Annotated in this window: 18 protein-coding genes; 12 read left to right on the plus strand and 6 right to left on the minus strand. The window is 51.5% G+C overall.

Annotated elements, in window-relative coordinates; translation table 11 throughout:
- Positions 1–81: 81 nt before the first annotated feature.
- On the plus strand, positions 82–528 hold the full coding sequence (gene nirD / locus ACJJI8_RS02105) for a nitrite reductase small subunit NirD (RefSeq protein WP_444915592.1): 447 nt from the start codon (positions 82–84) through the stop codon (positions 526–528).
- Positions 528–3290 carry a nitrate reductase gene (locus tag ACJJI8_RS02110; protein WP_444934111.1) on the plus strand — a complete coding sequence of 921 codons (2763 nt, stop codon included), beginning with the start codon at positions 528–530 and terminating at the stop codon, positions 3288–3290. Before nirD ends, ACJJI8_RS02110 begins: the two co-directional genes overlap by 1 nt.
- 99 nt (positions 3291–3389) lie before the next feature.
- Here ACJJI8_RS02110 and ACJJI8_RS02115 read toward each other — a convergent pair whose 3' ends face one another.
- A complete protein-coding gene (locus tag ACJJI8_RS02115) occupies positions 3390–4322 on the minus strand; it encodes a LysR family transcriptional regulator (protein WP_444934112.1) in 933 nt (310 codons plus the stop codon).
- Between the two features lie 375 nt (positions 4323–4697).
- On the opposite strand from ACJJI8_RS02115, the gene ACJJI8_RS02120 reads away from it, so the two are divergent.
- The 3 genes from ACJJI8_RS02120 to ACJJI8_RS02130 all read left to right on the plus strand — a co-directional run bounded on the left by ACJJI8_RS02120 (position 4698) and on the right by ACJJI8_RS02130 (position 6603).
- Positions 4698–5300 carry a LysE family translocator gene (locus ACJJI8_RS02120; RefSeq protein WP_444934113.1) on the plus strand — a complete coding sequence of 201 codons (603 nt, stop codon included), beginning with the start codon at positions 4698–4700 and terminating at the stop codon, positions 5298–5300.
- A gap of 83 nt (positions 5301–5383) precedes the next feature.
- Complete coding sequence (locus tag ACJJI8_RS02125) at positions 5384–5797, plus strand: VOC family protein (RefSeq protein WP_282931346.1); 414 nt, start codon at positions 5384–5386, stop codon at positions 5795–5797.
- An 80-nt stretch (positions 5798–5877) separates the two neighbouring features.
- Positions 5878–6603, plus strand: coding sequence for a dienelactone hydrolase family protein (locus tag ACJJI8_RS02130; protein WP_444915587.1), 726 nt, complete (start codon positions 5878–5880; stop codon positions 6601–6603).
- Between the two features lie 93 nt (positions 6604–6696).
- Here ACJJI8_RS02130 and soxR read toward each other — a convergent pair whose 3' ends face one another.
- On the minus strand, positions 6697–7185 hold the full coding sequence (gene soxR / locus ACJJI8_RS02135) for a redox-sensitive transcriptional activator SoxR (protein ID WP_282931344.1): 489 nt from the start codon (positions 7183–7185) through the stop codon (positions 6697–6699).
- Positions 7186–7269: 84 nt separating this feature from the next.
- On the opposite strand from soxR, the gene ACJJI8_RS02140 reads away from it, so the two are divergent.
- From ACJJI8_RS02140 to ACJJI8_RS02160, 5 genes are all read left to right on the plus strand, one after another.
- Positions 7270–7425 (plus strand): hypothetical protein, encoded by a 156-nt coding sequence (locus ACJJI8_RS02140; protein ID WP_444934114.1) that lies wholly within the window; start codon positions 7270–7272, stop codon positions 7423–7425.
- Between the two features lie 18 nt (positions 7426–7443).
- On the plus strand, positions 7444–8667 hold the full coding sequence (locus ACJJI8_RS02145; RefSeq protein ID WP_444934115.1) for an MFS transporter: 1224 nt from the start codon (positions 7444–7446) through the stop codon (positions 8665–8667).
- A gap of 92 nt (positions 8668–8759) precedes the next feature.
- On the plus strand, positions 8760–9725 hold the full coding sequence (locus ACJJI8_RS02150; protein WP_444934116.1) for an ABC transporter ATP-binding protein: 966 nt from the start codon (positions 8760–8762) through the stop codon (positions 9723–9725).
- Positions 9722–10483: an ABC transporter permease gene (locus ACJJI8_RS02155; protein WP_413663248.1), complete on the plus strand. Its 762-nt coding sequence runs from the start codon at positions 9722–9724 to the stop codon at positions 10481–10483. Before ACJJI8_RS02150 ends, ACJJI8_RS02155 begins: the two co-directional genes overlap by 4 nt.
- A 58-nt stretch (positions 10484–10541) precedes the next feature.
- Positions 10542–11006: a GFA family protein gene (locus tag ACJJI8_RS02160; protein ID WP_444934117.1), complete on the plus strand. Its 465-nt coding sequence runs from the start codon at positions 10542–10544 to the stop codon at positions 11004–11006.
- Here ACJJI8_RS02160 and ACJJI8_RS02165 read toward each other — a convergent pair.
- Positions 10987–11619 carry a TetR/AcrR family transcriptional regulator gene (locus ACJJI8_RS02165; RefSeq protein WP_444934118.1) on the minus strand — a complete coding sequence of 211 codons (633 nt, stop codon included), beginning with the start codon at positions 11617–11619 and terminating at the stop codon, positions 10987–10989. The genes ACJJI8_RS02160 and ACJJI8_RS02165 overlap by 20 nt on opposite strands.
- A 134-nt stretch (positions 11620–11753) precedes the next feature.
- Here ACJJI8_RS02165 and ACJJI8_RS02170 point away from each other — a divergent pair, with 134 nt between their 5' ends.
- Both ACJJI8_RS02170 and ACJJI8_RS02175 read left to right on the plus strand, forming a co-directional pair.
- On the plus strand, positions 11754–12872 hold the full coding sequence (locus ACJJI8_RS02170; protein ID WP_444934119.1) for an efflux RND transporter periplasmic adaptor subunit: 1119 nt from the start codon (positions 11754–11756) through the stop codon (positions 12870–12872).
- A gap of 119 nt (positions 12873–12991) precedes the next feature.
- Positions 12992–16111 (plus strand): efflux RND transporter permease subunit, encoded by a 3120-nt coding sequence (locus ACJJI8_RS02175; protein ID WP_444934120.1) that lies wholly within the window; start codon positions 12992–12994, stop codon positions 16109–16111.
- A gap of 60 nt (positions 16112–16171) precedes the next feature.
- Here the strand turns inward: ACJJI8_RS02175 and ACJJI8_RS02180 are convergent, their stop codons facing one another.
- The 3 genes from ACJJI8_RS02180 to ACJJI8_RS02190 all read right to left on the minus strand — a co-directional run bounded on the left by ACJJI8_RS02180 (position 16172) and on the right by ACJJI8_RS02190 (position 19513).
- Positions 16172–17074: an MBL fold metallo-hydrolase gene (locus tag ACJJI8_RS02180; protein ID WP_444896145.1), complete on the minus strand. Its 903-nt coding sequence runs from the start codon at positions 17072–17074 to the stop codon at positions 16172–16174.
- 57 nt (positions 17075–17131) lie between these two features.
- Complete coding sequence (locus ACJJI8_RS02185; RefSeq protein ID WP_444934121.1) at positions 17132–17923, minus strand: glycerophosphodiester phosphodiesterase family protein; 792 nt, start codon at positions 17921–17923, stop codon at positions 17132–17134.
- Positions 17924–18076: 153 nt separating this feature from the next.
- Complete coding sequence (locus ACJJI8_RS02190; RefSeq protein ID WP_444934122.1) at positions 18077–19513, minus strand: hypothetical protein; 1437 nt, start codon at positions 19511–19513, stop codon at positions 18077–18079.
- Between the last annotated feature and the right edge of the window lie 813 nt (positions 19514–20326).

Here is a 20326-nt window from a genome sequence, read left to right on the forward strand (position 1 = left end):
TCCCGGCGGCGCAAGCCGCCAGTTATACCTTTATTAATAAATTGCTTTTGAATCCTTTCCATCCATTGTGAGGAAATTATTATGAACCTGGCTGCCCTGCAAGAAACTCCCTCAAATTCAGTTGCCATAACCCACCCCCAATGGTCTCCAATCTGTCAGCGATCAGATTTGGTCACCAACTCTGGGGTATGTGCGCTTTGGGGCGATACCTCCGTATACCCAACGAAGGCTTTGAATACAGTGACTAAAACTGTCTATCAAAGAAGCATCGCCCTGTTTTTTTTACCCGACCAGGAACAACAGCTTTATGCCGTTGACAACTGGGACCCAATCGCACAAGCTGGTGTGATTGCAAGAGGAATTATTGCGGAATTGGAAGGGGAATTAACCATTGCTTCCCCAATGTATAAAAACCATTTCCGCCTTAGCGATGGAGTCTGCATGGAAGACAGCGATATCAAGCTTGCCACCTACCCGCTGGCATTTAGTGGGAACACGGTTTACATCGGCAACAATAAGCTACAGTAATGGCAGTACAGGAATTTCTGAGCGCGCACCGCTCCTGCACTACCTGCCCCTATTGTGGTGTCGGTTGTGGGGTTTCGATTAACAGGGAAGAGCGCGCAAATACTACAGCGATTACTGTTAGTGGCGATTCCCAGCACCCTTCAAATTTCGGCAAATTGTGCGTTAAAGGTTCTGCGCTCGGCGAAACGCTGGGCGAACACGGCCGTCTCCTACACCCTCGCCTGCACGGAAAAGATTGTGACTGGGATACTGCGCTCTCTTATATGGCCGATGCCTTTAAACAGACAATTCGCGACCATGGCCCTGACTCTGTAGCTTTTTATCTGTCCGGTCAGCTTCTCACCGAAGACTACTATGTGGCCAACAAGTTAATGAAGGGATTTATTGGCTCTGCCAATATTGATACCAATTCCCGACTTTGTATGGCCTCTGCGGTGGTGGGATATAAACGCGCATTTGGTGCCGATGCGGTACCCTGTTCCTATGAGGATCTGGAACAGGCTGAACTTATCGTGCTTATCGGTTCCAATGCAGCCTGGACACATCCGATCTTATTCCAGCGAATGCAGGCAGGTGCTGCAAAGCTTGTCGTTATCGACCCCCGTGGCAGCGCTACCAGTGAAATGGCAGATCTGCACCTGGCAATTAAACCCGGCACTGATGCGGCACTATTCAATGGACTTCTGCGTTTTCTCAGCCGGCACTATTATCTAGATACCGACTACATAAAAAATCATACACAGGGATTTGCCGATACCTTAGCTGCGGCTCAAGACTGGTCACCAGAATTAACTGCGGCCACCTGTGGCATATCTATCGAAAAACTATTGGAATTTTTTCAGGCATTTGCAGCAACAGAAAAGACCATTAGTTTTTATTCCATGGGAATCAATCAGTCCAGCAGCGGCACTGATAAAAACAACGCAATCATAAACTGCCATTTAGCCACCGGACGCGTGGGCAAAATTGGTGCAGGACCATTTTCTATTACCGGCCAACCCAACGCGATGGGTGGACGCGAGGTGGGCGGACTTGCCAATACCCTCGCCGCGCATATGGAGTTTAACGAGCAGGATATTGACCGGGTATCACGATTCTGGAATTCCGATCAAATTGCTACCAAGCCGGGAATGAAGGCTGTGGATATGTTCCGCGCGGTAGAAAGCGGAAAAATTAAAGCCATTTGGATTATGGCTACCAACCCCGCCGTCAGTATGCCCGAAGCCGATAGAGTCAAAGCCGCACTACAGAAATGCCCGTTGGTTATTGTCTCCGACTGCATTGCCAATACCGATACCGCTCGCTGTGCCGATTTGCTACTTCCCGCAACGGGCTGGGGAGAAAAAAACGGCACTGTCACCAATGCAGAACGACGTATCTCTCGGCAACGTGGATTTTTATCCCCAGCGGGAGAAGCTCGCCACGACTGGCAAGCCCTGTGCGAACTGGCCCAGCATCTGGGTTATGGAGATCAGTTTAATTATTCACACCCCGCCGATATTTTTCGTGAGCACGCCCAGCTTTCCGGCTTCGAAAACCACGGCTCCAGGGCTTTTGATATCTCCGCACTCGCCAATATCAATCGCAGTGAATACGATGCACTGGCCCCGGTACAGTGGCCGGTCAACCAGGAGCATCCAGCCGGGTGCAAACGCTTATTCACCAGTGGACAGTTTTTTACCCCGGACAAGCGTGCTCGCTTTATCCCCATAGCGCCGCAGCCTCCGGAACAGCAGATCAGTGGCGACTATCCTATATGGCTCAATACCGGCCGTATGCGCGACCAATGGCATACCATGACCCGAACCGGGCGGGTAAGAAAATTACTCGATCACAGCGAACTGCCGGAAATACAAATAAACCCCAAGGATGCCGCTCGCTTCCAGGTTAACGATGGGGAATTAGTTCGGTTAAACAGCGGCTCATCTAAAATGGTCGGCCGCGCCGCTCTCAACGGCGGGCAAAAAAGCGGGGAGATCTTTGCCCCTATTCACTGGAGTGAAACCTTCTCACAGGATTCCAAGCCCAGTGCCCTGGCGGACTCCAGTATTGATCCCTATTCCGGCCAACCAGAATTCAAACAGGTTCCCGTCAATGTCAGTCCTCTGGCAGCTGAATACTTTGCCACAATGATCTGTGCCGAAGAGACTGCCGATAGAGTATGGGATTGGTTACAGCGGGCCAACGACAGCAGTATCCTGCACTGGTATCGAGTCCCCTTGGAAAATGGCTTTCGCTATGAAATTGCCGCAAACCAACTTATCCACGGGCGGGAACTGGCATCCAAGATAATGGACGAGCAGCCCCAATTGTTCTGGCAGGAATTGGTTACCCCTAAAAGTCAGCGCTGGATCGCCTACGATAATAGCTTAAAACTTCTGATTTTCTCTGGTAGAGACTGGCACCAATTACCCAGCCGACAACACCTGGAAAACTACCTGGCCACTCCCCTGCCTGAATCACCGGGGCAATTGCTTCATCCCATAAAGCCCGGTGTGAAGATGATTTGTACCTGCCTCCAGATATCCCGGCCACAGATAGAGGAGGCCATCGCCCAAGGCATTAACACCGTCGAAGCACTGGGAGAAACCCTTGGCTGCGGTACCAGCTGCGGTTCCTGCAAACCAGAAATCGCCAGTATTATTCGCACAGTTAATGTCTCTGAAGACACATCCATGGAGTCAACACCGGCAAAGCAAGATCCTGCCGAAATAAGCAGAAACCCCCAAATAAATATGGTTCAGGAATTTATTCCGCAGTAAGTTTTTAAATTTTCCCATGAATAAAAGAACCTCTGCCCGCAAGCGACCAACCTTGACGGCAGAGGCCTCTACCGAGCTATTGAGAACCTTCCGGGACAATCAATCAACCGCTTCTGCAGCTAGCTTTTGCGTTACATCGCGAGGATGGCAGGCAGCAAGCTGGGTATCACTATCGGCCAAATAATCAATCAGTTTCTGTATAGGACCTTCGGAGACTCCGTTTGAAGGTCTAACTGCATAGGCAGGTAAATTCGGAAGCTGCCAGTCTGGCAATAATTCTTGTACATCATCCTGTGCACTTAATAGAAATCTAGGTGGCGCCGATAGTCCCAGGCCGCAGCTCGTTAATCGATAAGCCGCTTCAACACTGTCGACAGTCGCTACCGGAGCGTAGCTAACTTCATATTCGCTCTGCTGCCGATGCAGAAATCGCCGGTGATTGGGCCGCATTTTCAGCCCAATCCAGGGCCAAACTGCAAGGTCGCGAGGATGACTCGGAAAACCATAACGATCCAGCATATCGCCACTGGCAATTAACACCCGCTCTAGTTCAAATATCTTACGCGCTTTCAAATTGCTGTCAGGCATATTACCCAGACGAATTGCCAAGTCAAAACCACCGCCAATTACATCCTCGTGCTGGTCGCTGCATTGAATTTGTAAATGAATACCCAGATCCTGCCGGACAAAGCCCACTATTTTGCTCAGCAAGCGGCTGTGGATCAAAACGGCGGGGATTGCAATTTTAAGCCGACTGATACTGCGTTCCTCTCGCGCTTTGTATTCTCCGAGACCATCGGCGTACAAATCCAATATCTTCTGTGCCGTTTTATAAATCTTTTCCCCATCTTCGGTCAGGGACAACTTGCGGGTATTGCGATACAAGAGTGCAACGCCAAGACTTTCCTCCAACCTCGCCACATAGGAACTAACGCTGGCGACAGAAATATCCAGTTCCGAAGAAGCGCCTCTAAAAGAGCCGCTTTCCACAACCTTGGCAAACACCAGTAAATAGCGAATATCCTTTAGCACAATAGCAACTCCCTATGAATTCTCTAAAGGTACTTCTGGGTCAACAGGAAAGGATACACCGCTCTTGCGAAGATCTGTGAATATATTGCTGTTAGCACGTAATCGGCACCCAGTCTCATGCAGCACACTCTTCCATACTTACTACTGGGGTGGAAGGATAGAATACACTGCACTCGAGACACGCAGTGAATACATCCCTGTAAGCTCCTAATCGGCATCCATGCCTCATAGGGTCCCAAGTGCAGTGTATTCTTTCCTTCTCCATTTTTAGTAAGTAAATTTTTATAAACAATATATTTCAGTTTTAAGTATCTAATCATTTTCCTACCAGGCCATTAAAGTCTCCAAACAATTGATAACTGCCAGGAGCAGCGAATGTCACTACTTCTTGCTATGTTTGGGTTTTCCCTGGCTATGTCCATTACACCGGGGCCGGTGAATATGGTTATCATTTCCTCTGGGGTGAATTATGGATTTATCCGCACCTTGCCCTTTGTATCAGGAGCCACAATAGGCTTTACACTGTTACTTGCAGCTATAGGCCTTGGGCTCTATCAGGCAATAGAAATTTATCCCCAGTTACTACGATATGTTGCGATACCAGGATCAATTTATGTGGCCTTTATCGGCTACCAAACAGCGGCTGCACCTACTAATCATGCGGATATTGAGCAGTTACAGAAACCACGCTTTTACCAGGGGTTTTTATTGCAATGGCTCAATCCGAAGGCCTGGATCGCCTGCCTTTCTGGAGTGGCTATTTTCTCCAGCAGCGATAACCACAGCAATTTACTCTCATTCACCCTGATTTACTTTCTGGTTTGCTACATCTCATTAAGTATTTGGGCTATTGCCGGAGATCGGGCTCGCCTATTATTAGAGAGTCAATACCGGCGCAAAATATTTAACAGATCCATGGGGAGCCTTCTGGTTATTTGCGCTACCTACCTTCTCTATAGCCAGGCTTTTACAGATTAACTAAAAAATCTCTAACATTTAATTCACTCGACAACTACCTTAGGGTCCACCTAGTCTTAGTAAAAACTAAGCTTGGGCAGCCTATGATTAAGCTCCACCATATTGACCATATTGTATTGCGTGTCCAATCTCTAAAACCCATGCTCGACTTTTACCAAAATATTCTTGGATGCAGCATTGTGCGCCAACGGGACGATATTGGCCTCTACCAACTCCGCGCAGGCACTTGCATGATAGATTTAGTGCCAGTTGATAAACCTATAGGCCAGAGAGGGGGAGCAGCACCAGGAAAGGAAGGGCGGAACCTGGATCATTTTTGCTTCCGGGTTGAACCCTTTAATCCGGAGAGCATTCAGGCCTTTTTAGCGCAGGAACAGGTAAAGTTTTCGCCAGCAGAAGAGCGCTTTGGCGCCGATGGAATTGGCCTGTCAATTTACATCTCAGATCCCGAAGACAATGTGATTGAGCTGAAAGGGCCACCCACTGGCAACAACTGAAGTTTGTGCCACGCTTGCGGAGTAGCCGGGCCCAAACCGGTTTCCCAACGACTCTTTCTCGATCAGCCAGGCGACTCACTATGGAAGCGGAAGTAATTGACTACACCGTAAACGGGGATACTTTTTGCGGATATCTCGCATGGGATGAAAATATCAGTGACAAACGGCCGGGGGTTTTACTGGTACACGAATGGTGGGGGCACAATGCCTTTGTTCGCGAGCAGGCGGAGAAACTGGCCAACTGCGGCTACCTCGCTTTTGCAGTGGATATGTTTGGCGCAGGCAAGCAGACCGATGATCCACAAGAGGCACAGCAGTTCAGGGATGAAGCCCTGAAGGACCCGGTGGCCCTTGAAGCGCGCTTCCGCACAGCATTATCACTGCTCCAGCAGCGGCCCCAAGCAGACCCGGACCAGGTCGCAGCACAGGGCTATTGTTTTGGCGGCGGAGTCGTACTCGCTATGGCTCGAGTCGGCGTGGACTTGCGCGGCGTAGTCAGTTACCACGGGGCACTGGCAAGAAGTACCCCCGCACAAAACAAACCTATTAATGCTGAAATACAGGTCTACACCGGCGGCGCCGATGTGATGGTTCCACCGGACCAGGTCGGCCAGTTTGTTACTGAGATGCAGGAATCCGAAGCCAAATTAACTCTGGTCAGTTACCCGGGGGTCCTACACGGATTTACCAACCCCTGTGCAACAGACCGGGGAGAAAAGTTCGGCCTGCCGCTGGCCTATAACCGTGAAGCCGCTGAAGACGCCTGGCGGGGAACACTGGCGTTTTACGAGAAGATTTTCTCCTGAGGTGAGCGCCGAAAAACCGCTATCAGCCTTTTAGCAGTGATAAAAGTACGCCTTGGGGGTTGGTAGCAGTACTCGTGTATTGCTACCACTTTCCTATTCGGTCAAATCCAAATAGCGAGCTCCCCCTCCCTGCTCCGCAGCTTCATCCCCGGGATTCCGTAAAGGGCATTTCTGCATAGACAAACAACCGCAGCCAATACATCCCTCAAGGTCATCGCGCAACTTGGTTAACTGCTGGATACGCTGATCCAACTCTTCACGCCAGTGAGAAGAGAGTGATGACCAATCCCCCGCATTGGGCGTGCGTTTATTGGGAAGCTCCCCGAAAGCCTCGCGTATTTCCGACAGTGGAATCCCGGTACTCTGGGCCACCTTGATAATGGCCACTCGGCGCAATACATCCCGCGAGTAACGCCTTTGATTTCCGGAGGTCCGCCAGCTGGCAATCAGGCCTTTGCTTTCATAGAAATGCAGGGCGCTGACTGCCACGCCGCTGCGCTCGGCCACCTCGCCAACAGTCAGCTCCCGCTTGATTTGCTTTGACTTTACCGCTCCTTTTTCGGCCGATTCTTCAGCTGCCATAAAAATGCCCACCAACCATTGACCTAAACATTAGTTGAGGTTTTACACTGCTGCACAACCTAATGCAAGCGAGGGAGAAAAGTGATGGAAAAGCACCAAGCAAACGGCGTTACGCAACCAGTCGGTCAAGCCAACCCAAACCTGTTCTTACTACTAGTGGCAGCTGCAAGCCTGAACCCCAAATTTGCTACTGAAATACGCGAGTCTGGAGATACCGCGAAGAGAAACCCTGGGACCTAGAAGCAGCGACTAATAATCATGAAGCACACGACCAGCGGGATACCGTCTCAGAGCCGTATCACATTACTGTGTCTGGCAGCACTCACTATCATGTCGGGGGCCACTGTAGCCCCGTCACTACCTGCACTGCAGCAGTATTTCTCAGGGACACCCAATAGTGATTTGTGGAGCCGACTGGTAGTGACCCTGCCCGCTTTGAGCATCGCCCTCTGCGCTCCATTAGCAGGCTGGATTGCTGATCGCCATGGCCGCCTGCAATTATTGAAAGCAGCCCTGGTACTCTATGGACTATCCGGTCTACTAGCCCTATTTCAGGATAGTCTCGCAGGTATCCTGACTAGCCGCTTACTATTGGGAGTTGCCGTGGCCGGAACAATGACCTCGGTAACAGCCCTGGTGGGGGATTATTTCAGCCGGGAGCAACGCCTAACTTATTTGAGCCAGCAGAGTACTTTTATCAGTATCGGTGGGGTCGTATTTCTAACCCTGGGCGGACTACTGGCCAGCTTACATTGGCGCGCCCCCTTCGCAATTTACTTGTTGGCCTTACTACTAGTTCCAGCAGTTAAAATTTTCCTTTGGGAGCCCATGCGAGTAAGGCCTTTCAAGCACAGAGACCCCAAAAAAGAAAAGCAGGATAACCCGCTTGCATTTTATGCACTACTGGCGGCGGCAACTTTAAATAGCCTGGCTTTTACCCTGATTCCAACTCAGATCCCGTTTTACTTGCGCGAGATAGAAATCTCCTCACCCAGCCTTATTGCTATGGCTATCGCCTCCAGTAATGTTATGGGAGCCATCGCCTCATTATTGATTTACCGGCGAGCCCGGAATCAACTGGGAGTGCTCGGCGTTTTTATCGCAAGCTTTACTATTATGGCCGCCAGCTTTGGGCTGCTCGCCGGTGCTCAAAACCTGACGGAAATAGTTGCTTTTATTGCCCTCTACGGACTTGGAATGGGTACCCTGATACCACATATCTTTTCTACGGCTCTCGAGTCTGCTCCGGAGTCAAAAAGAGGGAAAACTGCGGGATTTCTGACGACTGGAATTTTTCTTGGGCAATTTATTTCGCCTTTCATCAGCCAGCCCTGGATAGATAAAATGGGATATTCCAGTGCATTCTCATCCATGGCTTTAATTTTGATGTTCGCCGCCTCCAGCGCGGCTTTGATATACATCATTAAAATTAAAAAAGAATTCTCATTGGCATATACTTCCGGGCTGGGATCGGGAAACTGATCCGACAGGAAAGGTATTCCTCCTTTCTGCCCGATAAATCCACCTGACAACACACAGCCAAAGCCGTACGGTAATTTTGGCAAGGAGAAAAAGTGGAATCGATTATTTCCATCAAAGGCTTGGGAAAAACCTATGCCGAGGGGTTTACCGCCCTGAAGAATATCGACCTGGAAATTCAGCGGGGAGAACTCTTTGCCTTGCTCGGCCCCAATGGCGCGGGCAAGACAACCATGATCAGCATTATCTGCGGCATCGTAAATCCAAGCTGCGGTGAGGTCACTGTCAATGGTTACAATATTCAGCGGGGCTATCGCAATGCCCGCAATGAGATTGGTCTGGTGCCCCAGGAGATATCCACCGATGCCTTTGAAACCGTTTGGGCGGCAGTGAAATTCAGCCGCGGTCTATTCGGCAAGGCTCCCAATCCCGCCTACCTGGAGAAAATTCTACGGCAGCTATCCCTGTGGGAAAAAAAAGATAACAAAATTATTACGCTTTCAGGAGGAATGAAGCGCCGCCTGATGATCGCCAAAGCGCTATCCCACGAGCCCAATGTGCTCTTCCTCGACGAACCCACCGCCGGGGTCGATGTGGAGCTACGCCAGGATATGTGGCAAATGGTGCGCGAACTGAAAGAGTCGGGGGTAACCGTTATCCTCACCACCCACTATATCGAAGAGGCCGAGGAAATGGCCGATCGTGTCGGTGTTATCAATCACGGCCAACTGGTTCTGGTTGAGGAGAAAAATGCACTGATGAAGAAAATGGGGGAGAAAGAACTCAGCCTGCAACTGCCCACACCACTGCAACAAATTCCAGAGAGTCTTGCTGACCTACCACTCAGTCTCAGCAGCGATGGCAGCCAGCTGGTTTATCGCTTTGACATCAAAAGCGAAGACACTGGTCTTGCGGAATTTCTGCGCCGTTTAAATGCCGCCAATATTGAATTCCGCGATTTACACACCCGGGAAAGCTCCCTGGAGGAAATTTTCGTCAACTTGGTTCACGGTGCCCGCCTTGAACGGGAAGAGCAGCTCAGTAAGGAGGCACAGGCATGAATTGGTATGGAATTGGCGCCATCTATAAGTTTGAGATGGCCCGCACCTGGCGCACCCTGATGCAGAGCATCGCCTCACCGGTGCTCTCGACATCTCTCTATTTTATTGTCTTTGGTGCGGCGATTGGATCGCGTATGGGGGATATCGACGGAGTCAGTTATGGGGCCTTTATTATTCCAGGATTGGTAATGCTGGCACTGCTCAGCGAGAGTATTTCCAACGCATCTTTCGGAATATTTTTCCCTAAGTTTTCCGGCACCATTTATGAAGTACTGTCCGCTCCCATATCCTCCTTCGAAATCGTCACCGGATATGTGGGTGCCGCAGCTACAAAGTCCATTTTATTGGGGCTGTTGATATTGCTGACCGCTCGCTTTTTTGTGGATTACGAAATTGTACACCCCTGGTGGATGCTGACATTCCTCGCGCTGACTGCCGTCACTTTTAGCCTGTTCGGATTTATTATCGGAGTTTGGGCCGATGACTTTCAGAAGCTGCAAGTTATTCCGCTGATGATTATTACGCCGCTCACTTTTCTCGGCGGTGCATTTTATTCGATCAGTATGCTGCCGGAAATGTGGCAAAAAATTACCTTGTTCAACCCGGTAGTTTATTTGATCAGCGGCTTCCGCTGGGCTTTTTACGGCGTAGCCGATGTTAACCTGGGGCTGAGTATCGGCATGACTTTGCTCTTTCTGGTGCTGTGTCTCACCACCGTCTGGTGGATTTTCCGCACCGGATACCGCATCAAAACCTGATTCCTCCCCCACGCCGCTGTGCCAACCTTAGTAAAGGCGGTACAGCGGTGGACTTAGCATGGTGGAGGAATATCACGAAGGGGGCTGCGTTTGCGGGCAACTGCGCTTTCGCGCCCACGGCTCCCCTCGCCGGGTCAGCCTGTGCTCTTGTCAGTGGTGCAGAAAGCGCAGCGGTAGCCCCATCGGCTTATCGGTCTACTTCAAAAAGAAACAAATAGCCTTTCTTCAGGGCCATTTGCAAACCCACACTCTTTACTCCGATGCCGGTCGCTGGATAAAGAGCCAGTTCTGCCCCAATTGCGGCAGCACGCTCACCTGGACACTGGAATTCCTACCCGAATATCGGGGCTTCGGCGGCGGCGCCTTTGATGCACCGGAGTTTATTTATCCCGAGCGCTATGTTTACAGCCGCAACAAACCTGAGTGGCTCCAGGTAGCCTCTGATATTGTCCTGTGCCCCGCGATGGCGGAGCAGCCCAAGAATACAGGCAATAATCCCGGCGCTAGTGGTGGGCACACATAAAGGTTCTCACCGCCTTTTGTACGCGCTCACGGCGCTCTTCCTGTGTCGACATTTGTCGGCAGCCGATCAAGACCTGCATATGGTGGCAACCCAGCAACAAGCCGATAAAATCTTCCGCCGCTACGGCGGGATTATCCACCTTCAACATCTGTAACTGATTGGCTCTGCGCAGTAGCTGCTCTATCTCCCCCAAAATCCGCTGGGGACCTGCGTCAAAAAATAGCTGGGCCATTTCCGACTCCTGGGATGCCAGGGCACACAAAAGGCGTAACAGACGCACGCTATCCTCGCTCTCCACCATCCCCAAAAAAGCGTCGCCAATACGCTCCAGGACCTGCTCTACCGATTCCCCCTCTTCTAAAGCAAAGATGGGCAGGGGCATCATCATTTCGCAGCGAGAGGCAATAGCGGCGCTAAAGAGCGTCTCCTTATCGGAGAAGTGGCTGTAGACCGTAAGTTTGGATACTCCCGCAGCCGAGGCCACCGCATCCACGCTGGTAGCGGCAAAACCGTGGGATAAAAACAGGTCCCGGGCGGCATCCAGAATGGCTTGGCGTTTCACCGGATCCTTGGGGCGACCGCGCTGGGCGGCCGTCTGGGTCTGCTCAGACATAGCTCTCCATATACTAGACTCGTTAGTTCATTAAATATACTATACTCGCCAGTATAACATTGATGGCCGCCCGGCCATGCTTGACCCAGTCACGGATCTGCCTCGACGCGCCAGCGCCGGGGAAGGAAGCCAATATGTACCGAATGCTAATCCTCGCTGCGCTCTCACTCAGCCTTTTGCTGAGCGCTTGTGCCCCCTCTGAATCCCAGGAACAAGAAGCCAAACCGCGCCCCGCTGTTATGGTCCGCCCCACCCTGGCCAGCGCCCAAACCGATGTGTATCCCGGTGAAGTAAGAGCCCGCTTCGAGCCGGCACTGGCCTTCCGTATCGGCGGGAAAATCCAGCGGCGCCTGGTAAATGTCGGCGACCGTGTGGAACAGGGCCAGCCCCTGGCGGAACTGGACACTGAAGACCTGCTGCTACAACTGGATTCAGCCCGCGCCAGCCATACTTCCGCCGAGGCAGACCAACGCCTGGCTAGCAGTGAACTCTCGCGCCACCGCAAGCTATTGGAAAAGCAGCTGGTGAGCCTCTCCCAATTCGATACCGTAGAAACCCAATTCGAAGCCAGTGAAGCGCGACTACAGCAGGCCAAGGCACAGCTGGATGTTGCTCGCAACCAGGCTGCCTACGCCGTACTTAAGGCGCCGGAAAGTGGCGTGATTGCCCGCCGCATGGCCGAGGCCGGCCAGGTCGTTGCCGCAGGTCAAGGCATTTTTGAGCTGGCAGCCGATGGCGAGCGAGAAGTGCGTATCGACCTGCCGGAGCAGTCCATCAGCCGCTTTAAAGTGGGCCAACCGCTAACTGTCGAACTCTGGTCCCAACCGGGCCGATCTTTCCCCGCACGCATCCGCGAACTATCGCCGGCAGCCGATCCCATATCCCGCACCTTTGAAGCCAGGGTCGCTTTCGAAAATAAAGTGAGCGGTGTAGAAATCGGCCAGAGTGCACGGGCATTTGTCCCCAGGGCGGAAACAACTGATGTACTGCAAGTTCCGATGTCAGCAGTCAGTGCTGACGATGGCGCCGCATTTGTATGGGTATTAAATCCAGAGACAAAAACGCTGCACAAAAGTCCGGTCAGCCTGGGCCCCTACGGTGAGGAGTTTGTCTCGGTATTTTCCGGGTTGGAACGCAATGACTGGATTGTGGCCGCAGGTACCCATTTATTGCAGGAAGGTATGGTGGTGCGCCCTGTGGACCGTATGAACCGCCCCATCGAACAGGGGCCGTCTCTCGCCCATCAGGAATAAATTAAAGACGCGGGAACAATAAACCTGCCCGCGTAAATTAATTCCCAATAAAGCCTCGATAACAATTTCCAAAGTGCGGCCGCGAACAGCAGAGCCGCCCTTGAAACAGAGAAACTGCCATGGGTTTTAACCTCTCCGAGTGGGCCTTAAAAAACCGCCCGCTGGTGCTTTACGCAATGATCGTCCTGGGACTGCTGGGAACCTTTTCCTATACCCAATTGGGGCAAAGTGAAGATCCACCCTTTACCTTTAAGGTGATGGTGATCAACACCGTCTGGCCCGGCGCCAGTGCCGAAGATGTGTCCCGCCAGATTACCGAACGGATAGAAAAGAAATTACTGGAGACCGGCGATTACCAGCGTATCTCCTCTTTTTCGCGTCCGGGGCAATCCCAGGTACTGTTTGTTGCCCGGGACGATATGCACTCCCGTGACATTCCCGATCTCTGGTATGAAGTGCGCAAAAAGGTGGGAGATATTCGCCACACCCTGCCGCCGGATATCCAGGGCCCATTTTTTAACGACGAGTTTGGCACCACCTTCGGCAATATTTATGCCCTCACCGGCAGTGGCTTCGATTACGCACTGATGAAGGACTACGCTGAGCGGCTGCAACTGGCCCTTCAGCGAGTTAAGGATGTAGGCAAGGTCGAGTTGCTGGGATTGCAGGACGAAAAAATTTGGGTGGAAATATCCAATACCAAATTGGCCTCCATGGGCATTCCCCTGTCTGCGGTTCAAAACGCCCTGCAAGCGCAAAACCAGGTCACCGATGGCGGCTTTGTGGATACCGTCAGCGACCGGGTGCGCATCCGTGTGAGCGGACAATTCACCTCAGTCAATGAAATACGCCAGTTTCCTATTACCGCAGATGGCCGCACCCAGCGCCTGGGAGATATCGCCCAGGTCCACCGCGGCTTTAGCGATCCGGCCCAGCCCCGCATGCGCTTTATGGGAGAGGACGCCATCGGCCTCGCCGTGTCCATGAAGGAAGGGGGAGATATTTTAAAGTTGGGTAAAGCCCTCGACGAAACCTTTGCCCGACTACAGGAAGATCTGCCCATAGGTATGGAACTGCGCAAGGTCTCCGACCAACCGGCGGCAGTAAAACGCGGCGTTGGCGAATTCCTGCAAGTGCTGGCCGAAGCCCTGGGTATCGTACTGCTGGTGAGTTTTTTCTCCCTTGGCAGCCGCCCGGGATTGATTGTGGCGCTGTCGATCCCATTGGTATTGGCGATGACCTTCGCGCTGATGCACTACTTCAATATCGGACTGCACAAGATCTCGCTGGGGGCACTGGTGCTCGCCCTGGGCTTGATGGTGGACGACGCCATTATCGCGGTGGAGATGATGGCGATAAAAATGGAGCAGGGGCTCAGTCGGCTAAAAGCCGCCGGCTTCGCCTGGACCAGCACCGCTTTTCCCATGCTCACCGGTACACTGATTACCGCCGCCGGTTTTTTACCGATTGCCACCGCCCAGTCCGGTACCGGTGAATACACCCGATCTATTTTCCAGGTGGTCACCCTGTCGCTAATCGTTTCCTGGATTGCCGCCGTGGTCTTTGTACCCTATCTGGGCCACTACCTGCTGCCAAACCTGGCGCGACACGGCCACGGCGGTGAAGTGGCAGACCCCTACCAAAAACCCTTTTACCAGCGCTTCCGCCGCTTTATTACCTGGTGCCTGCGCAATCGCAAAACAGTGATCGCGGCTACCCTGGCGATTTTTGTCGGCTCGCTCGCTCTGTTCAAACTGGTTCCGCAACAGTTCTTCCCCTCTTCCGGGCGTCTCGAATTGATGGTGGACCTGAAGCTGGCCGAGGGTGCCTCGCTGAAATCCACCGAGCACCAGGCCAAAAGGCTGGAAACCCTGCTGGCGCAAAACGATCAGGTAGAAAATTACGTGGCCTATGTGGGCACCGGCTCCCCGCGCTTCTACCTGCCTTTGGACCAGCAACTGCCCGCTGCCAGCTTCGCCCAGTTTGTTGTAATGACCCGCAGTGTCGAAGAGCGCGAGCAAGTGCGCAGCTGGTTGATCAATACGATGAATGAGGAGTTCCCCACCCTGCGCAGCCGTGTGTCCCGCCTCGAGAACGGCCCGCCCGTGGGTTACCCGGTGCAATTCCGCTTGTCCGGCGAACATATTCGCGAAGTGCGCGGATTGGCCCGGGAAGTGGCCGAGCGCCTGCGGGACAATCCACAAGTGACCAACGTGCACCTGGACTGGGAAGAACCCAGTAAATCTATCAACCTCAATATCGACCAGGACCGCGCTCGCGCGATGGGCGTCAACAGTGCAACCTTGTCCCAGGCTCTGCAAAGTTCCTTGACCGGTATCACTGTGAGCCAATACCGGGAAGATAACGAGCTGATCGACGTGCGTGTGCGCGGTAATGAAGACGATCGCTATGCCCTACGCCAGTTGGGCAACCTCGCAGTACAAACCGACAGCGGCCGCAGTGTACCGCTGAACCAGATTGCCACCCTGGAATACGGTTTTGAGGAAGGTATTATCTGGCACCGGGATCGCCTACCCACCGTTACCGTGCGCGCTGATATTTATGGGGAAGAATTACCGGCGACCGTCGTCAATGCCGTGTGGCCTCAACTTCAATCCATTCGCGATAAATTACCGCCGGGCTACTTGCTGAAAGTGGGTGGTACCGTGGAAGAATCTGCGCGGGGGCAAAAATCGGTCAATGCCGGTATGCCGCTATTTGTGCTGGTGGTCTTTACCCTGCTGATGCTGCAATTGCGCAGTATGTCCCTATCCACCATGGTATTCCTCACAGCTCCCCTGGGTCTGATCGGCGTTACCCTGTTCCTGCTACTGTTTGGCAAGCCCTTTGGCTTTGTCGCCATGCTGGGCACCATCGCCCTTGCGGGAATGATTATGCGTAACTCGGTGATTTTGGTGGACCAGATACAGCAGGATATCAGCCAGGGCCTCAGCCCTTGGGATGCAATTGTCGAGTCGACGGTAAGACGCTTCAGGCCGATTGTTTTGACAGCGCTGACTGCGGTATTGGCGATGATTCCTCTATCCCGCAGCGACTTCTTTGGCCCTATGGCGGTCGCCATTATGGGGGGATTGATTGTCGCAACCGGACTCACCCTACTGTTCCTGCCTGCACTCTATGCCGCTTGGTTCCGAGTGCGAGAAGAGCACAATGAAGAGGCGGTGGAAAACAGCCCTGAATTTGGCGGGCCCATGACCCCGAACGCCGCTACAGATTAAAATCACCGGGTAATCCAACAAAAAAGGCGGCGCAGGTTTTCACTGCGCCGCCTTTTTTTTCTAAGATTGTGTCAGGGAGTCGTAAACAATCCCGGTCCAAATATCCGGTGTCATAAAACCCTGGCCATACTGCGCATCAAATTCCGCTGTGGGTTTTGCAGAAATCACTTCCTGCCGGGTTTTCCCCTCATCCACCATCGCTTTCACTTTGTCCCTAAGCCCTGCCAGTATATTGCGCTGCTGTTGCAGTTCTGCCCGATTACTGAGAGGACCGTGACCGGGAATAATTTTTGTATCTTCCCCCGCCATCGCCAATGCGGTGTCCATAGCTGCGATCATGCCATCCACCGAGCCGCCGGAAGAGAGATCGATAAAGGGATAGTTACCGTTAAAATAAATATCCCCCATATGAATCACATCGGCTTCGGCAAAATGCACGATGGAGTCACCATCCGTGTGGGCGGGCCCCACATGTTGGACCTTTACCCTATCGCCATTCCAGTAAAAGGTAGTGGCGTCGGTAAAGGTAATCACCGGTAATGCTTCTGGAGGAGACGGCTCAACCTTCCGCTTAAACGCCTCAATAAACTGCTCGGTACTTACCCGTTTGCGCACATTCTCGTGAGCCACAATCAGGGCGCCGCTTTTACCCAGGTTTTCGTTACCGCCGGTATGATCTCCATGCCAGTGGGTATTAATGACGAAGCGCAAAGGTTGCTTGGCTAACTCAGCTACTGCCTGTTGAATTTTTGCGGTCAAAGGCGCGTACTGGTCATCCACCATAAAGGTGCCGTCCTCTCCCACCAGTACTGCAATATTGCCCCCAGCCCCTTTGAGCATATAAACATTGCCAGACACAGCTTCACTGCTAATTTCCACATTGGCAAACCGATCCTGCGCAGAAGTAAAAGATGCAGCCAATACAGAAACCGCCAGGGCGACGGAACCTACCAAGTTCTTCATAAAAACTCCCAGTTGTTATTATTTCTTTCCAATATCATCGGCAACTGATTATTTAGCTCAGGCTGCCTGCTTCAATAAAGTTTCTCGCTGCTGCGCCAACATCTCCAACAGCAGATCCGGTCGGTCAGTCACAATGCCGTGTACGCCCAGATCAATATAGCGCCGGTAATTCTCCATACCATTCACGGTCCATACCGCCAAGTGGACTTTCTTTTTATTAGCAGCGCGCACCATACTTTCAGTAACTACGGGAATACCTTTTTGTTCCATCGGTAGCTGCATCGCGCTATAGCTTGGACGCAGCAGTTTCTCTGCTCGGAGTAACTGTGCAATATAAAATACTACCGCCTCTACGGTAGGCGTACCCGTCGCCACTTGCGGACAGAGTCGACGAAACTCATTAATCACCCCTTGGTGAAAAGAGGAAACAACGACCTGCTCGCCTTTTCCACACTTTGCCAGCACATCCTTCAACACTTTTGCAGCGCGATACTGGCGGCTTTTAATCTCCAGTATCATTGGCATATCCCCCACCATTGCCAGCGCCTCTTCCAGAGTCAACACTCGCAGGGGCTTTTCTCTATAGGGGTAATGCTCTCCATCCCGAGTCCAGAGATAGGCAACATTTAACTGACGCAGCTGCTCTAAGGTTTTATCCTCTACAAACCCCGCTCCATCAGAGAACATTTCCAGCTCCCTGTCGTGAATCAACACTAAATGGCCATCGGCGGTGAGCCACAGATCGACTTCAATAGCATCCACGCCCAGTTGCACCATTTTTTCAAGGTAAATCGCCGTGTTTCCTGGATAGAGGCCATTGCCGCAGTCATTACCATGTGCGATCACCATCGGCCCCTCCCCCTGAGGAAACCACAGGGGGCAAGGTTTGCCCGGTGCAGACCGGGCATAAAGAAATAGGACGACTAGGGCAATTAAAAAGAACGACAACCAAAACATGCTTCACCACACTTATTATTTTGTCAGTTTTCAAGCTGGATAGTGTTAGGCCTCTTCCGCTAATTTGGCAACAGAGTCAGTGTCAGCAAGCACGGTATTCTTTTTGGACTCTTCTTTCCCCGCCGGTTCTTTAGCCTCACTGCCAGTTCCCTGTTTCTGACGCACATATAAAGCCTGTAACCAGAGGGGAACAAAAATAACGATGTCGTAAAAACGATTAGCCAAAACACCTAAGTGCAGTGAAGCCATCGCCAAAAACCGCAGTATTATGGTCATTCCCCGCAGGGATAAGCCCACCCCAATACCAATTACTGTTCGCGCTGAACGGATAAACTGCTCCAAAGGAATTGCCAGAAAAGCCAGAATCAAGGGAAGCACAAACCCAAGTCCCATCTGTGCCAGAGGAATTGGCCAAAGCTGCTCAGAACCTAATAACTGCTGTTGCAGAATCAACTCACGTGAGAAAGCCAGGTTTCCACCGACTACAGCCAAAACCAATAAGAGTGTCAAAGCCACACCCAGCAATAACCTGCGCGTACTCTCACCAAGGGAACCTACCGCAGGAAACATTCGAGTAACCTGCAAGCATTCCATAATCAACAATCCGACAGTGATCTGCAAAAAGACAACCACTGCGGCTGAAATACTGGCGAGACTATAACTGCCAAGTGAAGCTTCAGCGCCCAGTACTGCCGCCATAGGCTGTGCCAGTAACTGGAAATTCACCATAGCGCCAGCTAAAGCAACCACTAATACCAGAGAAGCTGTCAGAAAGCGGCTGAAAGAGGATGAAGACAGCAAGTGAAGGCTTTTATCCGTTTCCTGCAAAATCTCTTCGTAGCGCTCCATATGGCCATCCAGCGCTTTGGCCCGCCGAATAACCGATTCTACATTTTTGTTAATACGTCCCAATGTCGAAAGCATTGCACGCCAACTGGGCAGCATACGTTTTAGTAATTGATGCCTCTCCCGGGTGGACTCACGATAGGACTCCAGAGCTTTGGACTCGGCCTTGCGCATAGACTGATTAATAGTATCGAGAACATCAGCTACCACTGGGTCCTCTTTACCGGGTATTTCCGAAACAGCCCGAATAGCCCTGGCCCAGTTTGACGGTTCCGGTGCTATTTCAGCACTGCGTACATAGTCTTCATCCAAGCTGCTGAGTTGTTCACAGAGCTTTCTATGTAAGGTTGGATACAGTGCCAAATCCCGCTGTACGGTTTGCTCAATACGTTCAAATTCTCTTTCAATCTGGCGCTCTGCCGTGTCCCTGCCTTCGACAAAAAGTACTTCTCGATTGCGCTCTACCAGTCTTTGTTCTGCGGAATCAATATTACTCGCCACAAAGCGCAACGCCCGATGGCCCAGACGCGCTATCGCATATACGGCACGATGCACAGGCTCACGGGCCAGGAACAAAACAATCAATCCCAGGATGCCCCAAAGCCAAAGTGGTAAACTTTGCATTAGTTGACTCATCTCTCCCCCCTTCATTATCAGCCCAATTGGCCTCTATCCTAACAGCTGCGGACAGCACATTCGCCCAAAAGTTCACAATTTGTACAGGAGTATGACGACAGCTTTGCCATTGGGATCAGGCCCTAATATGGGAAACACAGGGAAAGCTGATATAGACGCAGGGCCGTTAAGGCGACCCAACAATACGGAACCATACAGGTGACATCAATAAGTTACCTGAAAACAGTTGTTCTTTTACATCAATTTAAGTTTATCCCGTTAGAAATTAAAAAAATAAACGTCTACATCGAGTAGAGAAAATCAACAATAAAGCACAATAGTTGCCAAAGAAAAAAAACAGCACCATATGCGAGACACAAAATGCCAAAAAAATAAATTGCACGCATACCTTTCAAAACTTTGACTGAGAAAAACAATACATTTCCAAACTTAAAAACCACAGCCAAACCAAACCAAAAATATTCAAACCCCATAAATAAGGCACATTTTTTCCTAAGCCTTACCCCTCCTACGTCTACACTCCAAACTAAATTCTCATTGAGTGAGTGTTTTTCCCTAACACGGCAGAAACAATTTTACGCTGACTCCCACGTCGTCATGGCAGATAACGTGGGGTAATTTTGGGAACCTAAACGACAGGAGTCGATGGAAGGTCAAACTCTTATTTTAAGAGAGATCTATCTGTATCAAGGAGAGGTACGAGGTATATGCCGGTTCTTTTTTTTAGCAACTCCGGCCTTCAAGGCGATCTATTATTTTCACTGTTTTCACAAGCTATTCCCATACCCTGGGAAAAATCTAGCATTGGAAAAC

It is taken from the genome of Microbulbifer maximicatervae (SeqCode), assembly GCF_052467695.1.

Bases quoted from the DNA above. Each gene is read 5' to 3' on its own strand.
- nirD (WP_444915592.1), top strand. From the start codon at position 82: ATGAACCTGGCTGCCCTGCAAGAAACTCCCTCAAATTCAGTTGCCATA.
- ACJJI8_RS02110 (WP_444934111.1), top strand. From the start codon at position 528: ATGGCAGTACAGGAATTTCTGAGCGCGCACCGCTCCTGCACTACCTGC.
- ACJJI8_RS02120 (WP_444934113.1), top strand. From the start codon at position 4,698: ATGTCACTACTTCTTGCTATGTTTGGGTTTTCCCTGGCTATGTCCATT.
- ACJJI8_RS02125 (WP_282931346.1), top strand. From the start codon at position 5,384: ATGATTAAGCTCCACCATATTGACCATATTGTATTGCGTGTCCAATCT.
- ACJJI8_RS02130 (WP_444915587.1), top strand. From the start codon at position 5,878: ATGGAAGCGGAAGTAATTGACTACACCGTAAACGGGGATACTTTTTGC.
- soxR (WP_282931344.1), bottom strand. From the start codon at position 7,185: ATGGCAGCTGAAGAATCGGCCGAAAAAGGAGCGGTAAAGTCAAAGCAA.
- ACJJI8_RS02140 (WP_444934114.1), top strand. From the start codon at position 7,270: ATGGAAAAGCACCAAGCAAACGGCGTTACGCAACCAGTCGGTCAAGCC.
- ACJJI8_RS02145 (WP_444934115.1), top strand. From the start codon at position 7,444: ATGAAGCACACGACCAGCGGGATACCGTCTCAGAGCCGTATCACATTA.
- ACJJI8_RS02155 (WP_413663248.1), top strand. From the start codon at position 9,722: ATGAATTGGTATGGAATTGGCGCCATCTATAAGTTTGAGATGGCCCGC.
- ACJJI8_RS02160 (WP_444934117.1), top strand. From the start codon at position 10,542: ATGGTGGAGGAATATCACGAAGGGGGCTGCGTTTGCGGGCAACTGCGC.
- ACJJI8_RS02165 (WP_444934118.1), bottom strand. From the start codon at position 11,619: ATGTCTGAGCAGACCCAGACGGCCGCCCAGCGCGGTCGCCCCAAGGAT.
- ACJJI8_RS02170 (WP_444934119.1), top strand. From the start codon at position 11,754: ATGTACCGAATGCTAATCCTCGCTGCGCTCTCACTCAGCCTTTTGCTG.
- ACJJI8_RS02175 (WP_444934120.1), top strand. From the start codon at position 12,992: ATGGGTTTTAACCTCTCCGAGTGGGCCTTAAAAAACCGCCCGCTGGTG.
- ACJJI8_RS02180 (WP_444896145.1), bottom strand. From the start codon at position 17,074: ATGAAGAACTTGGTAGGTTCCGTCGCCCTGGCGGTTTCTGTATTGGCT.
- ACJJI8_RS02185 (WP_444934121.1), bottom strand. From the start codon at position 17,923: ATGGTGATCGCACATGGTAATGACTGCGGCAATGGCCTCTATCCAGGA.
- ACJJI8_RS02190 (WP_444934122.1), bottom strand. From the start codon at position 19,513: ATGAGTCAACTAATGCAAAGTTTACCACTTTGGCTTTGGGGCATCCTG.